The sequence below is a fragment of the Streptomyces sp. NPDC058469 genome (assembly GCF_042721125.1).
Lineage (GTDB): Bacteria > Actinomycetota > Actinomycetes > Streptomycetales > Streptomycetaceae > Streptomyces.
The window spans coordinates 52,732-65,812 of sequence record NZ_JBHXME010000010.1 but is presented as its reverse complement, the minus strand read 5'-3'; the positions used below and the strand labels follow the sequence as shown (position 1 = coordinate 65,812).

At 70.8% G+C, this 13,081-nt stretch carries 15 protein-coding genes; 8 read left to right on the top strand and 7 right to left on the bottom strand.

Going from position 1 to position 13,081, the window contains the following annotated elements:
* Nucleotides 1-10 precede the first annotated feature (10 nt).
* Nucleotides 11-943 carry an SDR family NAD(P)-dependent oxidoreductase gene (locus tag ACFWP5_RS08275; protein ID WP_384152138.1) on the bottom strand — a complete coding sequence of 311 codons (933 nt, stop codon included), beginning with the start codon at nt 941-943 and terminating at the stop codon, nt 11-13.
* A 118-nt stretch (nt 944-1,061) separates the two neighbouring features.
* Between ACFWP5_RS08275 and ACFWP5_RS08270 the strand changes: the two genes are divergently transcribed.
* Nucleotides 1,062-1,757 carry a ribonuclease H gene (locus ACFWP5_RS08270; RefSeq protein WP_384152135.1) on the top strand — a complete coding sequence of 232 codons (696 nt, stop codon included), beginning with the start codon at nt 1,062-1,064 and terminating at the stop codon, nt 1,755-1,757.
* 18 nt (nt 1,758-1,775) lie between these two features.
* Here the strand turns inward: ACFWP5_RS08270 and ACFWP5_RS08265 are convergent, their stop codons facing one another.
* Nucleotides 1,776-2,240, bottom strand: a complete 465-nt coding sequence (locus ACFWP5_RS08265; RefSeq protein WP_384152132.1) for a hypothetical protein — start codon at nt 2,238-2,240, stop codon at nt 1,776-1,778.
* 159 nt (nt 2,241-2,399) lie between these two features.
* On the opposite strand from ACFWP5_RS08265, the gene ACFWP5_RS08260 reads away from it, so the two are divergent.
* The 3 genes from ACFWP5_RS08260 to ACFWP5_RS08250 all read left to right on the top strand — a co-directional run bounded on the left by ACFWP5_RS08260 (nt 2,400) and on the right by ACFWP5_RS08250 (nt 5,793).
* On the top strand, nt 2,400-3,611 hold the full coding sequence (locus ACFWP5_RS08260; RefSeq protein WP_384152129.1) for an FAD-dependent monooxygenase: 1,212 nt from the start codon (nt 2,400-2,402) through the stop codon (nt 3,609-3,611).
* A 101-nt stretch (nt 3,612-3,712) separates the two neighbouring features.
* Nucleotides 3,713-5,206, top strand: coding sequence for an MFS transporter (locus tag ACFWP5_RS08255; protein WP_384152126.1), 1,494 nt, complete (start codon nt 3,713-3,715; stop codon nt 5,204-5,206).
* The gene (locus ACFWP5_RS08250) at nt 5,203-5,793 is read left to right on the top strand and encodes a TetR family transcriptional regulator (RefSeq protein WP_384152123.1); all 591 of its coding nucleotides are present in this window, start codon (nt 5,203-5,205) and stop codon (nt 5,791-5,793) included. The genes ACFWP5_RS08255 and ACFWP5_RS08250 overlap by 4 nt, the downstream gene beginning before the upstream one ends.
* Before the next feature lies 1 nt (nt 5,794).
* On the opposite strand, the gene ACFWP5_RS08245 is transcribed toward ACFWP5_RS08250, so the two are convergent.
* Together ACFWP5_RS08245 and ACFWP5_RS08240 are read right to left on the bottom strand one after the other, a co-directional pair.
* The gene (locus ACFWP5_RS08245) at nt 5,795-6,733 is read right to left on the bottom strand and encodes a squalene/phytoene synthase family protein (protein ID WP_384152120.1); all 939 of its coding nucleotides are present in this window, start codon (nt 6,731-6,733) and stop codon (nt 5,795-5,797) included.
* A gap of 57 nt (nt 6,734-6,790) precedes the next feature.
* Nucleotides 6,791-7,117 (bottom strand): response regulator transcription factor, encoded by a 327-nt coding sequence (locus ACFWP5_RS08240; RefSeq protein ID WP_384152117.1) that lies wholly within the window; start codon nt 7,115-7,117, stop codon nt 6,791-6,793.
* A 42-nt stretch (nt 7,118-7,159) separates the two neighbouring features.
* Between ACFWP5_RS08240 and ACFWP5_RS08235 the strand changes: the two genes are divergently transcribed.
* A complete protein-coding gene (locus ACFWP5_RS08235) occupies nt 7,160-7,414 on the top strand; it encodes a hypothetical protein (protein ID WP_384152114.1) in 255 nt (84 codons plus the stop codon).
* Entirely contained in the window at nt 7,363-7,911 is a 549-nt protein-coding gene (locus ACFWP5_RS08230; RefSeq protein WP_384152111.1) for an ATP-binding cassette domain-containing protein, read from the top strand. Before ACFWP5_RS08235 ends, ACFWP5_RS08230 begins: the two co-directional genes overlap by 52 nt.
* 42 nt (nt 7,912-7,953) lie before the next feature.
* Here the strand turns inward: ACFWP5_RS08230 and ACFWP5_RS08225 are convergent, their stop codons facing one another.
* Nucleotides 7,954-9,687: a cholesterol oxidase substrate-binding domain-containing protein gene (locus tag ACFWP5_RS08225; RefSeq protein WP_384152108.1), complete on the bottom strand. Its 1,734-nt coding sequence runs from the start codon at nt 9,685-9,687 to the stop codon at nt 7,954-7,956.
* Between the two features lie 136 nt (nt 9,688-9,823).
* Here ACFWP5_RS08225 and ACFWP5_RS08220 point away from each other — a divergent pair, with 136 nt between their 5' ends.
* Complete coding sequence (locus ACFWP5_RS08220; protein WP_384152105.1) at nt 9,824-10,807, top strand: aldo/keto reductase; 984 nt, start codon at nt 9,824-9,826, stop codon at nt 10,805-10,807.
* Between the two features lie 46 nt (nt 10,808-10,853).
* Nucleotides 10,854-11,339: a DUF6328 family protein gene (locus tag ACFWP5_RS08215; RefSeq protein WP_384152102.1), complete on the top strand. Its 486-nt coding sequence runs from the start codon at nt 10,854-10,856 to the stop codon at nt 11,337-11,339.
* On the opposite strand, the gene ACFWP5_RS08210 is transcribed toward ACFWP5_RS08215, so the two are convergent.
* Nucleotides 11,272-11,919 (bottom strand): DUF2238 domain-containing protein, encoded by a 648-nt coding sequence (locus tag ACFWP5_RS08210; protein ID WP_384152277.1) that lies wholly within the window; start codon nt 11,917-11,919, stop codon nt 11,272-11,274. The two genes, ACFWP5_RS08215 and ACFWP5_RS08210, sit on opposite strands and share 68 nt — an antisense overlap.
* A 111-nt stretch (nt 11,920-12,030) precedes the next feature.
* On the bottom strand, nt 12,031-13,053 hold the full coding sequence (locus ACFWP5_RS08205) for a hypothetical protein (RefSeq protein WP_384152274.1): 1,023 nt from the start codon (nt 13,051-13,053) through the stop codon (nt 12,031-12,033).
* Nucleotides 13,054-13,081 lie beyond the last annotated feature (28 nt).

Genomic DNA, 13,081 nt, shown 5'->3' with positions numbered 1-13,081 from the left:
GCGTAGGGCGCTAGCGGACGAGATCTTCGGATACGGCCCACAGGCGGGCCGCGTTGTCCCGGTCCAGGGCGTACGGTGCGACGCCGGCGACGGCACCGGCCCGCTCGGTGACCGGCTCGGACGGGGCGCAGTCCTCGAAATAGCGGCCGGTGACGCCCTGGACGGTCGGCGAGGCGGCCAGCAGTACCGAGGTCGCGGCGCCCTGCTCGACCGACTTCTGCGGCGGCAGCGCGAGTTCGCCCGAGGCGATGAAGGCGGCCACCTGGTCCATGTCCATGTGCCGGGCCAGCGACGTGTCACCGACGTTGCCCGGCATCAGCGCGTTGGCGGTGATGCCGTCGTCGGCCCAGCGCTCGGCGGCACCGGCGGCGAACAGGGCGTTGGCCGTCTTCGACTGGCCGTACGAGGTCCAGGGGTCGTAGGGGCGGAAGCGGTAGTCCAGGTCGTCGAAGACGACCGGGGAGAAGAGGTGGCCGATGGAGCTCACCGACACGACCCGTGCGCCGTCCGCCGCCGCGAGGGCCGGGTGGAGGCCGGTGGTGAGGGCGAAGTGGCCGAGGTGGTTGACGCCGAACTGCCATTCGCGGCCCTCGGGCGTGCGGGTGAGTTCGGGGGTGGCCATCACCCCGGCGTTGTTGACCAGGATGTGCAACGGGCCCTGCCAGGCCGCCACGAACGCGGCGATCGTCGACCGGTCGGCCAGATCGAGCCGCCCCACCGTCAACTGCCCCGATCCGGGCGGCAGTTCCTTCGCCAGGCGCTCCGCCACCCGGGCACCCGCGTCGGTGTCCCGTACGGCCAGGGTGACATCGGCTCCCGCCGCGGCGAGCGCCCGGGCCGTCTCCACCCCGATCCCGGAACTGGCTCCGGTCACCACGGCCCGGCGGCCGTGCAGGTCGACGCCGTCGATCACTTCGGCGGCGGTTGTGTCCGCACTGAACATCTGGAACCCCAAAAGGTGGGCTAATTGACACATGTATATTAGCAGTCGCTGTGAACGCCGCATCTCGGGCGGACCCCGCTCGCCGAGGGGGACGCCGAGCCCGTCGCGCGGCCATGGCATGATCGGGCGCATGCGTGAACGTGTGGTGGCCGCGTGCGACGGGGCTTCGAAGGGGAATCCCGGTCCTGCGGCCTGGGCGTGGGTCGTGTCGGACGACAAGGAGAGCCCGGCCCGCTGGGAGGCGGGGCCGCTCGGCAAGGCCACCAACAACGTCGCCGAACTCACCGCGCTGGAGCGCCTGTTGACGGCGACCGCACCGGACGTGCCGCTGGAGATCCGCATGGACTCGCAGTACGCCATGAAGGCCGTCACCACCTGGCTGCCCGGCTGGAAGCGCAACGGCTGGAAGACGTCCGGCGGAAAGCCCGTCGCCAACCAGGAGTTGGTCGTCCGCATCGACGAACTCCTCGACGGCCGCTCGGTCGAGTTCCGTTACGTCCCCGCCCACCAGGTCGACGGCGACCCGCTGAACGACTTCGCCGACCGCGCGGCCAGCCAGGCGGCCATCGTCCAGGAGCCCGCGGGCAGCGACCTCGGCTCCCCGGAGCCGCCCCCCTCGCCCGACACCCCGAAGAAGCCCGCCCGCTCCGCCGGCGCCAAGTCGCCCCGCAAGAGCGCCGGTTCGGCCTCCCGCACCATCAAGGCCAAGTTCCCCGGCCGCTGCCTGTGCGGCCGCGCCTACGCGGCCGGCGAGCCCATCAGCAAGAACCCCCAGGGCTGGGGCCACCCGGAGTGCCGCACGGCCGAGGCATAAGCATCCCGGCGGGCCGGTTCACTCCACGGTGAGATCGGAACGCATCGCCGTACGCAGGGAGTTGAGCGCCTGGCCGACGGCGGCCATGGTGGACGACCACTCGGGGTCGGCGCTGACGTCTGGTCCGTCGAAGCGGTCCCGCAGGTCCCGGACCGTTCTGAACGCCCGGTTGGCCGTGTCGCCGAGCGGCTCGGGGGCGATGATCAGCATCTGGTAGCGGAGCTGGTAGGCGTCGGTGGAGCCCAGGATCTCGCCCGCCTGCCTGATGCGTTCTTCCCTGGTCAGGCCGGTGTTGCGCTTCAGGTCCCGGAGCCGGTGCGTGGTGAGCGAAAGCGCCCCGAGGTATTCGGCGTACAACCGCTGCTTGACGGCACGCTCGCGCGCCGTGTTCTCCCGTCGCCACCGTGACCGCTCGGCGAGCAGTGTCGTGCCGACGCCCAGAATCGCGCCGAGGGCGGTGCCCGCGAGAGTTCCCCAGTCCACCGTCCGATGGTAGGCAGGCGCGGCACAGCCAGAACACCGGGTCGGTGAGGGGGGCCTGGTGGCCTTCGAGTCCCGGCGGGGATGTGGCAGGACTGTCCCTCCAGCCTGCTACTCTGCGGTTCCACTTGACCACTTTGAGTAATCCCCAGGGGTGTGCGCGTGAAGGTCGCCTGTGTCGGAGGCGGGCCCGCCGGTCTGTATCTCTCGATCCTGCTGAAGCGTCAGGACCCGTCCCACGACATCACCGTCTACGAGCGCAACCCCGAGGGTTCGACCTACGGCTGGGGCGTGACGTACTGGCGCGGACTGCTCGACCAACTCCGGGAGTACGACCCCGAGTCGGCGCAGGCCGTCGACGAGCACTCGGTGCGCTGGAGCGACGGCGTCGCCCGCATCCGGGACCTGACGACCACTCAGCCCGGAGACGAGGGCCACGGCATCGGCCGCCACCGACTCCTCAGGATCCTCGCCGAACGGGCCCGATCTCTGGGCGTGCGGCTGGAGTTCGAGTGCGAGGTGACGGCCGACGACCTGCCCGACGCGGATCTGATCGTGGCCGCCGACGGTGTCAACAGCGCGCTGCGCACCCGGCACGCCGACCACTTCGGCGCCGAACTCAAGCCCGGCCGCAACCAGTACATCTGGCTCGGCACCAGCAAGGTCTTCGGCTCCTTCACCTTCGCCTTCGTGGAGACCGACCACGGCTGGATCTGGTGCTACGGCTACGCGTTCGGCCCCGAGGGCAGCACCTGCGTCATCGAGTGCGCACCCGAGACCTGGACCGGCCTCGGCCTCGACACCGCGGCCGAGGCCGACGGACTCGCCCTGCTGGAGAAGCTCTTCGCCGACCTGCTGGACGGCCACTCCCTGATCGGCCGCGCCTCGGCCGACGGCAGCGCCCAGTGGCTGAACTTCCGCACCCTCACCAACCGCACCTGGCACCGCGACAACCTCGTCCTGCTCGGCGACGCCGCCCACACCACCCACTACTCCATCGGTGCCGGCACCACCCTCGCCCTGGAGGACGCCATCGCGCTCGCCGACGCCCTGCGCGACCACACCGAGCTGCCGCAGGCCCTCGCCGCCTACGAACAGCGCCGTAGATCCGCCCTGTTGTCGATCCAGAGCGCGGCCCGCTACAGCGCCCAGTGGTACGAGAACCTGCAGCGCTACATCCACCTGCCCCCGCACCGCATGTTCGCCCTGCTCGGCCAGCGCCACTCGCCCCTGCTGCCGTACGTCCCGCCCCAGGTGTACTACGGCCTCGACAAGGCGGCGGGACGGTTGGAGCCGCTGCGCCGGTTCAAGCGCTGGCTCGGCCCCAAGGTCGCGCGGACCGTGCACGCGAGGGCGCTCGCCTCCCGCAAGTAGGGCGCCCTCCGCGAGCGGCCTGGGGAGGTTGGGTGAATGACTATTCACCAGTTAGGGTGAATAGTCATTCACCTTCTTTTTTCATGCCAGCTGGAGTGCCCATGGGCCAGCCCGTCCCGATACCCGACCCGCCCGGCGGCCTCGCCGGGCGGACTCCCTTGCGGGACCGGCTCACCGTTCCGGTGCTGGCGTTCGGCGGGATCCTGATGGCGGTCATGCAGACCGTGGTCGTCCCGCTGCTGCCGTCCCTGCCCCGGCTGACCCACTCCTCCGCGGGCGCCGTCTCCTGGATGGTCACCGCGACCCTCCTCTCCGGCGCCGTCCTCACCCCCGTGCTCGGCCGGGCCGGCGACATGTACGGCAAGCGACGGGTCCTGACCAGCGCCCTCGCTCTGATGACCGTCGGCTCGGTCATGTGCGCCCTGTCCTCCGACATCCGCGTACTGATCTTCGCCCGCGCCCTGCAAGGTGCCGCGGCGGCCGTCGTCCCCCTGTCGATCAGCATCCTGCGGGACGAACTGCCCCCGGAACGCCGGGGCAGCGCGGTGGCGCTGATGAGTTCCACGGTCGGTATCGGCGCCGCACTCGGACTGCCGCTCGCGGCGCTGATCGTGCAGTACGCCAACTGGCACGTCATGTTCTGGGCGACCAGCGCGCTCGGCGCGATCGGAGTGTGGGGGATCTGGTGGGCGGTGCGCGAGTCGCCGGTCAGGGAGCCGGGCCGCTTCGACGTGCTGGGCGCGCTGGGACTCGCCGTAGGACTGGTGTGTCTGCTGCTCGGGGTGTCCCAGGGCGGCCAGTGGGGGTGGGGCAGTGCGCGGATCCTGGCGCTGTTCCTCGCCACGGTCGTCGTGCTCGGCCTGTGGTGGTGGCAGCAACTCCGGGTGAAACAACCGCTGGTGGACCTGCGGCTGGTGTCCCGGCCCCGGGTGGGCCTGTCCCATGTGGCGGCCCTGCTGACCGGCTTCGCGTTCTACGCCAACTCCCTGGTCACCGCCCAGCTGGTGCAGGCGCCCAAGACCACCGGATACGGGCTCGGACTGACCATCGTCCAGACCGGCCTGTGCCTGCTGCCCGGCGGCATCACCATGCTGCTGCTCTCACCCGTCTCGGCCCGGATCTCGGCGGCCCGCGGCCCGCGCATCACACTCGCCATCGGCGCCGCGATCATCGCGCTCGGCTATGTGGTGCGCATCGCCGACAGCCGCGACCTGTGGACGATCATCCTGGGCGCGACGGTCGTGGCCACCGGCACCACCTTCGCCTACTCCGCGCTGCCCACGCTCATCCTGCGCGCCGTCCCGGCCGGCCAGACCGCGTCCGCGAACGGCGTCAACGTCCTGATGCGCACCATCGGCCAGGCCGTCTCCAGCGCCGTGGTGGCCGCCGTACTGGTGCACCACACCAGCCTGGTCGACGGGCTCCCGCTGCCCACGCTGCACGGATACCTGATGGCGTTCGCCATCGCCGGCGTGATCGCCCTGGTGGCGTGCGCGGCGGCACTGACCATCCCGGGCGACCCCGCCTCCGACGAGACGTGGCCCGCCCGCGAGCGTGCCGAGGGCGCGCGGGACGGGGCGTTGGAGGGAGCATGAGTGCCGTGAGCACCACTCCACCCACCGCGTCCCCGCCCGCACGCCGGGACGCCGAGGCGACCAAGGCGGCCATCCTCAGGGCCGCCCGCTACCTCCTCGCCCGCAACGCGCACGCCGACATCACCCTCAAGGCCGTCGCCGAACGCGCCGGTGTCAGCGCGCCGTTGATCCTCAAGTACTTCGGCAACAAGGACGCCCTGTTCGCCCGCGTCATGTCCTTCGAGACCGACGCGGAGGACCTCCTCGACGCCCCGCTCGACGGACTCGGCCGCCACATGGTCCGGCACGTCCTGGTCAGCCAGCGCGAGCGGGGCGCCGACCCGCTGCTGCGGATCGCGTTCGCGCCCCTCCAGGGCGACCACGGCGACATCCTGCGCGTCAACTTCCGCGCCCACGTGGTCGACCGCCTCGCCGAACGTCTCCCCGGCCCCGACGCCGCCCTGCGCGCCGAACTCGCCGTGGCGACGCTGCTCGGCCTCGGCGTCATGTACGGCATCGCCCGCGGCACCCGACTGCGCGCGACCGCGATCGACACCATCGTGGACCGCTACGGACCCACCGTGCAGGCCCACTTGACGCCCCGCTGAGCTACCGCGCCCGGCGTCGCTCCGCCCGCGCGCGACGGTACTCCCGGGCCAGGACACGCAAGGAGGCGAAAGCCGCCGGACTCGCCCCACGCCGCAGGAGCCCTCCGCCCTCGCGACGCACCGCACGGAGCCGCAGTTCCTGGACGGCGATCAGGGCGTCGAGAAACGGCCGGTACTCGGGCGCGACGAGAGCGGGAAGCCGACGGCCCTCCGTCAGCGTGGCCTCCGCGAGATCGGCCTGCGCCCGGACCAGACGGTCCAGCGCGGGCACGCACGCCTCGGACCTGCTCCGCAGATCCTCGAACTTCAGCCCGTGACGGACCAGTTCATCCTCCGGGATGCCGATACGGCCGTTCTCGGCATCCTCGGCGAGGTCGGCCAGGAAGTCGGTGCGCTGCAAGCCCTCGATCAGGGCGCGGCACCCTCGGACGAACGGCTCGTCGGCTCCGGCGTCGGGATCGGGCGCGAGCAGCGACGCGGTGAGCATCAGGGCGGGCAGCGCGTAACTGTCCACGTACGCCTGGAAGTCGGCTTCGGTCTCGAAGCCGGTCCAACTCGCCTCGACTTGGGCGCCGTCGAGGAAGGCACGCACCCGGGCCGCCATGTGCGGGTGGCGGCGCGCGGTGTTCCGGAGCGCCAACAGGGCGTCCTGGTCGGGCGGTTCACTGCCGTCGAGGGCCGCCGTGGTCTCGGCGTCCCAGGATTCGAGGATCGCCGTACGGACGTCCACGTCACCGGTGTCGATCAGTTCGTCGGTCACGTGCATGTAGGCCACCGCTGCGATGACCGGCGGATGCAGCTCCGCCGGCAGCAACAGCCGTACCGCGACGTACTCGTGGAGCGCGAACCTGCGGACGAGCCCGCGCTGGGCGTCGTAGGCGCGCCGCAGTCGCGGATCGGTGATGCCCGCCTTGGTCAGGGCGGTCGGCCAGCTGATCACGATTCTCCCCGTTCTCAATGATCTGCGAACAGCCTAACCACCCGGCTCCGCACATGATCACCGGGACAGGCTCCGGCCGAAGGCCGGCACCGCCGCATGCGGGCCGACGACGCTCCGGAGGTGGTGCGCGCGCTCAGCCACCAGGCCGCGGGCGGCGGCGGCGAAAGCGGCGCGGTCGGAGTGGCCGGTCTTCCGGAGCAGGCTCGCCACATGCTTCTCCACGGTCCGCGGCGAGATGTGCAGCCAGCCGGCGATGTCCTTGTTGCCGATTCGCTCGGCGAGCAGCCGGGCCACCTCGAACTCACGGACGGTGACCCCGTACCGGCGCAGATCCGGCGGCACGTGCTCGGTCCCCGTGCGCCGTTGCCGGACCGACGCGCCCATGCCGCGCAGCAGGCGCCGGCGAGCCTCTCCGACACCACGTCGATGATCATCGGAGCGTACTTCGTGTTCGTCGGCAGGATGTCGTTCGGCAGTTTCCTCGCCTTCGTGAACTCGCTGTGGCGGGCCGTCACCGGAATCTTCGACCTCGTCCACATGATCCCGCAGGCCCGCCGGAACACCGCCGTGCTCAAGCGGATCGGCGCTCTGCGCTCCTCGGGGCGTCGGCGTACCACGACGAGGGACGGATGGTGCTGGTCCAAGCCGCCCGTGTCGGGTACAGCGACGGCGCGGACGTGACGATCGAGGACTTCGAAATGGGCGCCGGCGAGCACGTCCTGCTCCGGGGCCTCAACGGCTGCGGCAGGACAACGCTCCTGCACTTCATCTCCGGAACGCTGGCCCCCGACTGCGGGATGGTCACCCTGCCGACCCGGGTGGCCGCCCTGACCGCTCCGGTCAACTTGCCCCCGCTGCCCGTGCGTGAACTGGTCGCCGACGAGCGGCTGCGCATGGTCATGGGGCTGGACGGGCTGGCCGACCAACTCCCCTCGGAACTGTCGTCCGGCCAGCGACAGCGGACCGGAGTCGCGGCGCTCCTGTGCGAGGACGCGGACGTGTACCTCGTCGACGAGCTGTTCGCGAATCTCGACGAGACCGGCAGGGACCTGGTGCTGCGGGCGCTCGAACAGCACACCCACGGGCGCGGCCTCCTCGTCGTGCACCACGGTGACGAGGCTCTCGACAGCCGGTTCGACCGGGTGGTCACCTTGTCCGCGGCTGCCGTTCACCCCTAGGTCGGGACGCCCGAAGGGTGTGGCGACGCCATCAGAGACGACTTAGCCGAACAGTCGGTCCAGGAAGGCGTTCCCGAACACCCCGTGCGGATCGAGCCGGTCGAAGGTGCCCGCCGCCTGCCCCCACACCGACTCCCCGAAGGAGCCCGGGATCGCCGTGCCCAGCACCTCCTCGTCGCTCCACGCGGCCTGCTCGGTGTAGGCCCAGCCCTTCGACCACTCGACCCGGGTCAGGGCGTCCGTGCCGTCGTACGAGTGCAGCAGGAACTGCTCCAACTCCCGTAGGAACTCCTCCGCGTACGGCGTGCCGGGCAGCGTCAGCACGTCCAGCCAGACGGCCGTGTCCCACTCGGGGTGCTCGGCGCTCGGCCGCAGTGCGGACAGCAACGGGGTGCGGGCGCCGGCCAGTTCGGTGTCGGCGGGGTGGTCGAGGCCGGTCACCCGGATCTCGACGGTGCCGTTGACGGGGAAGCGGCCGAGCGCGGCGTACGCGGTGAGCCGTTCCTGGTAGAAGTCGGTGAACTCGTGGACCACGCGCTGTACTTGGGCCCGGGTGGTCAGCACCGCGTAGCCGTTGGCGGTCTCCCGCAGGGTCGTCGGCTTGATGTAGAGCAGCGTGTTCTTCGACGGCCCCCAGATGTCCGCCGACAGTGTCGTCGTCAACCCCAGTGCTGCCACGTCGAGTTGGGCGTTGCCGAGCACCGGCGCCAGATACCACGCCGCGTCGGACAGGATCCGCCCGACGAGATCCGCGACCAGTGTCGGCACGTTGTCGGAGAACGGATAGTTGTACGGCGACGAGACGTGCCGCGAGGTCAACGGCCGGGTCGGTTCGACGCTCCACACCTTCAGCCAGGGGAACTCGGTGAACGCGAACCAGATCGCCTCGGCCCGCCCCGACGCGTCCAGGAAGCTCGCGAAGCTCCGCCCGCCGGACCCGGGCGCCGCGAACAGCTCGGCGGCCGGGATGTCCGTACGGCTGACGCAACGCAGGTTGGCGTTCGCCCCGACCCGCAGCACGACTTCGGTGACCAGCGAACGCCCGAGATGCGTGAGCAGCGCCGCGCAGTCCGCCTCGTCGCGGGTGTAGGTCCGCAGCACGTACGCGCCGGTGTCCGTGTCCCACACCACCGCCGTCAGAGACAGCACCAGATTGCTGAGCGACCCGAAGGTGTGCCCGGCAGTTCGCTGCTCGCCGTTCGCCGGTACGGCCGTGCCGTGCGCGTCGATGGCCAGGGCGCCGCCCAGCGTCAGATCGCCGGGCGCGGGCGAGGCGGTGAGACCAAGGCCGTGGCTCTCCAGGAAGGTGAGCAGTGCCTCCAAGGTGACCCCCGTGCCGGCCCTTACGGCGGAGGCGGAGTCCAGGGTCAGGCCGGTGAGGTGCGGGGCGGTGTCGACCAGCAGCACCGGCGCGTCGGAGGTCGTACCGGACTCGATCGTCAGCGGTGACCAGCCGTGCGAGGAACCGCGGGCGCGGACCCTCCATTCGTGCTGCCAGGCCCAGTTGACGACGGACACCACCTGGTCGGCGTCGGTCGGCGCGCAAGCCCACAGCCCGTCGGCGGTGATCTCGCCGACCCAGTTCCGGTACGCCGAGCGGTAGAGGCCGACCTCGGCGGGGAAGTCGGGCAGCTCGGCCGCCGCGACGGCCGGATCGGCCGTCAGGAGCACGGGTACGGCGGCCAGAGCCGCCGCGGAGAGAAGGAAGCCCCGTCGGGTCCAGGGAGCGGAACTGCCGTTCCCCGACTGGAGGTTGTTCGCCACATGATCGGTCACGCGCACACGCTAGGCGGGAGTTGACACGAGTAGGCATCCTGTCGAACCGGTTCACTCGTGTGAGTGAAAGATTCACAGGTCGCGACCCGGCGGAGCCCGTTCCGCTCATGTCAGTGGCGGATGACAGACTGACGGCATGGACGAACGTGTAATCGGCAGGTCGCAGCAGCAGGCATCCGTCGTCGGTCTCGGCACCTGGCAGCTGGGCGCCGACTGGGGAGACGTCGACGACAAGGAGGCCCTCGCCGTGCTGGAGGCGGCGGCGGAGTCGGGGGTGACCTTCTTCGACACGGCCGACGTGTACGGCGACGGGCGCAGCGAGCAGACCATCGCCACCTTCCTGAGCGGCCGGCCCGATCTGCATGTCCTGGTCGCGACGAAGATGGGCCGCCGCGTCGACCAGATCCCGGAGAACTACGTCCTCGACAACTTCCGCGCCTGGAACGACCGTTCGCGCCGCAACCTAGGCGTCGACCGCATCGACCTGGTGCAGCTGCACTGCCCGCCCACGCCGGTGTACTCCTCGGACGAGGTGTTCGACGCCCTCGACACCCTGGTCGCGGAGGAGCGCATCGCCCGGTACGGCGTCAGCGTGGAGACCTGCGAGGAAGCCCTCACCGCGATCGCCCGGCCGAACGTGACCAGCGTGCAGATCATCCTCAACGCGTTCCGCATGAAGCCCCTGCTCCAGGTGCTCCCGGCCGCCCAGGAGGCGGGCGTCGGCATCATCGCGCGCGTGCCGCTCGCCTCGGGCCTGCTGTCCGGCAAGTACACCAAGGACACGGTCTTCCCGGAGAACGACCACCGCACGTACAACCGGCACGGCGAGGCCTTCGACCAGGGCGAGACCTTCTCCGGCGTCGACTACACCACGGGCGTCGAGGCCGCCGCCGAGTTCTCCGCCCTCGCCCCGGAGGGGTACACCCCGGCGCAGCTGGCCCTGCGCTGGATCATCGACCAGCCCGGTGTCACCACGGTGATCCCCGGCGCCCGCTCACCCGAACAGGCCCGCGCCAACGCGGCCGCCGCCAAGCTGCCCGCCCTGTCCGAGGACACGCTCACCGCGATCCGGAACCTCTACGACCGCCGGATCAAGGACCAGGTCGAGGGGCGCTGGTAGACCCCGGCTCCGTTTGAACGGTCGGCGGTCCGGTTACACGGACCGCATGACCCAGGAAGACCGGCGGACGGGACGCGACGAGACCCAGGAGGAGAGAGCGGACCGGATGTGGGGCGAGCTCATCCAGGAGGTCCGGGTCGCGCAGACCGGCGTACAGATCCTGTTCGGGTTCCTGCTCACCGTCGTCTTCACCCCGAAGTACGACCAGCTGGAACACGCGAACCAGATCCTCTACATCGTGACCGTCGTCCTCGGCGCGACCGCCACCGGCGCCCTGATCGGCCCGGTCTCCCTGCACCGCCTGGTCTCCGGCCGGAGCGTGAAACCCCAGGCGGTGCGCTGGGCGTCCCGGCTGACCTTCGTCGGCCTCGTCCTGCTGCTCGCCACCATGACCGCCGCGCTGCTGCTGATCCTCCGGGTCGCCACCCACGACGGCTATGTGCCGTGGCTGGTCTCCGGGGTGGTCATCTGGTACCTGCTGTGCTGGTTCGTCCTCCCCATGTGGGCACGGCACCGGCATACGACCCGATGACACCGAGCCGAGCCATCTGCCGGTCGTGGACCCGGCTGAGCACGAGCACCGAGACCGTCGCCCCGATCAGCGCGCAGAACATGTCCCACTGTGTGTCCCACACATCCCCCTGAGTGGCCAGGAAGGCGTCCGCGCCGTGCCCGCCGATCACGGCCGCCGCCCACTCGAACAGCTCGAACAGGGCGCTGAAGGCGAGACACGCGCACACCGTGAGCGGCGCCAGCCAGCGGCTGCCGCGCAGCGGTGAGGTGCGGGTGAGCACCTCCCGTACCAGGACCGCCGGTACGAAGCCCTGCATGAGGTGCCCGAGACGGTCGTAGGGATTTCGGCTCAGTCCGAACGTGTCACGGACCCAGTCGCCCGCCGGCACCTGTGCGTACGTGTAGTGGCCGCCCACGGCGAGGACCAGCGCGTGTGCGGCGAGCAGACAGCACAGCAGGCCGGTCAGGGGGAAGCGGCGCCAGGTCAGCACGATCACCGGGAGTCCGACGAAGACCCACACGGTCTCCAGGAACCACGTCGTGCGATCGTGCGGATGCCAGGCGGAGAGGGCCATGCCGACGACCACCAGCGCGACCATGGCGGCGGGCAGCCGGCGCCGCGGTGCGGAAGCAGGAACGGACACGATGAGGCTCCCTTGTCGTGGGGAGCCTCATCGTGTCCGAAGGGCCGGGCCGCTACATGAGTACGGCTACTCAGCGCGCGTGGTGGAACCGCGCAACGCGCTGAGGCAGCTGTCGATGGCCTGCTGGAGCTCCTCCAGACGCTGGACCATGTCGTCCTCATAGAAGTCCTGGGCGTCGTCGAAGGTCAGCTCCTCGAACGCCTTCGTGGCCTTCTGCAGGCTGCTGTAGAACTTCGTCCGCTTCTCCTGGACGCGCAGTTCGGGGTCGGCCTCCACCGCCTCGACGACCAGGTTCTTCATCGTGTCGTACGCCTCGGTGGCCCAGCCGCCGGTGTCCTCGCCGTCCTCCAGCTCGTCGAGGAGCGACAGGTGCCGCTCGGCCTCCTGGCGCAGGTCGACGGGCGCGTCGACGGTCTGGCCGGCCGGGGTCTTGATCTGGCCCGACTCGGCGATCTGGCGCACATACCCGATCCGGTCCGCCGAGCGGCTCTCCGTCGCCACCGCCTTCTTCAGGTCGTCGGTGCGCACGACGTCCCGGGCCAGCTCGGACTGCAGCTCCGGGTCCTCCCGGACCCGGTCGAGCAGCGCCTGCCGGGCAGCCCGCGCGGTGGACGGGTCGGCGAGGATCGCGGCGCGCAGCGCGGTCGGGTTCTCCGCGACCTCCAGCGCCTTGGTGGGCCGGATGCCCTCCGCCTCGGCGGCCTCGGAGATGGCGGTGCCGCGCTCCGAGGTGGCACTGGAACGGGAGACGTAGTAGTTCAACCACACGTCGGCGTCCGGGAGTTCGACCTCCTGGCCGGGGGCCAGCTCCTCGAAGTGCGGGACGAGACCGTCGTCCGCGGCCCGGTCCCAGGCCTTGTAGAAGCGCATGACACGCTCGGGGGAGCAGTCGGCGAGTTCGGCGAACTCCTTCGCGGACACCTTCGGCGTCTCGTCCGCGCTCTGCCCGCCGGGCCGAACGCTGCGCGCCACCTTGAGGCCGAACGCCCAGCCGCCGGTGCGGGCGTAGGCTCCGAACTCGTGCGCGTCCCGGGCGACGAGGCCGGCGTCGTCGAGGGCGGTGAAAGACGTCTCGGCCTGGTCGATCACTACGGTCAAGGCGGACTCTCCTGGCTGG

Bases quoted from the DNA above. Each gene is read 5' to 3' on its own strand.
- ACFWP5_RS08275 (WP_384152138.1), bottom strand. From the start codon at position 943: ATGTTCAGTGCGGACACAACCGCCGCCGAAGTGATCGACGGCGTCGAC.
- ACFWP5_RS08270 (WP_384152135.1), top strand. From the start codon at position 1,062: ATGATCGGGCGCATGCGTGAACGTGTGGTGGCCGCGTGCGACGGGGCT.
- ACFWP5_RS08255 (WP_384152126.1), top strand. From the start codon at position 3,713: ATGGGCCAGCCCGTCCCGATACCCGACCCGCCCGGCGGCCTCGCCGGG.
- ACFWP5_RS08250 (WP_384152123.1), top strand. From the start codon at position 5,203: ATGAGTGCCGTGAGCACCACTCCACCCACCGCGTCCCCGCCCGCACGC.
- ACFWP5_RS08240 (WP_384152117.1), bottom strand. From the start codon at position 7,117: ATGGGCGCGTCGGTCCGGCAACGGCGCACGGGGACCGAGCACGTGCCG.
- ACFWP5_RS08235 (WP_384152114.1), top strand. From the start codon at position 7,160: ATGATCATCGGAGCGTACTTCGTGTTCGTCGGCAGGATGTCGTTCGGC.
- ACFWP5_RS08230 (WP_384152111.1), top strand. From the start codon at position 7,363: ATGGTGCTGGTCCAAGCCGCCCGTGTCGGGTACAGCGACGGCGCGGAC.
- ACFWP5_RS08220 (WP_384152105.1), top strand. From the start codon at position 9,824: ATGGACGAACGTGTAATCGGCAGGTCGCAGCAGCAGGCATCCGTCGTC.
- ACFWP5_RS08215 (WP_384152102.1), top strand. From the start codon at position 10,854: ATGACCCAGGAAGACCGGCGGACGGGACGCGACGAGACCCAGGAGGAG.
- ACFWP5_RS08210 (WP_384152277.1), bottom strand. From the start codon at position 11,919: ATGGTCGCGCTGGTGGTCGTCGGCATGGCCCTCTCCGCCTGGCATCCG.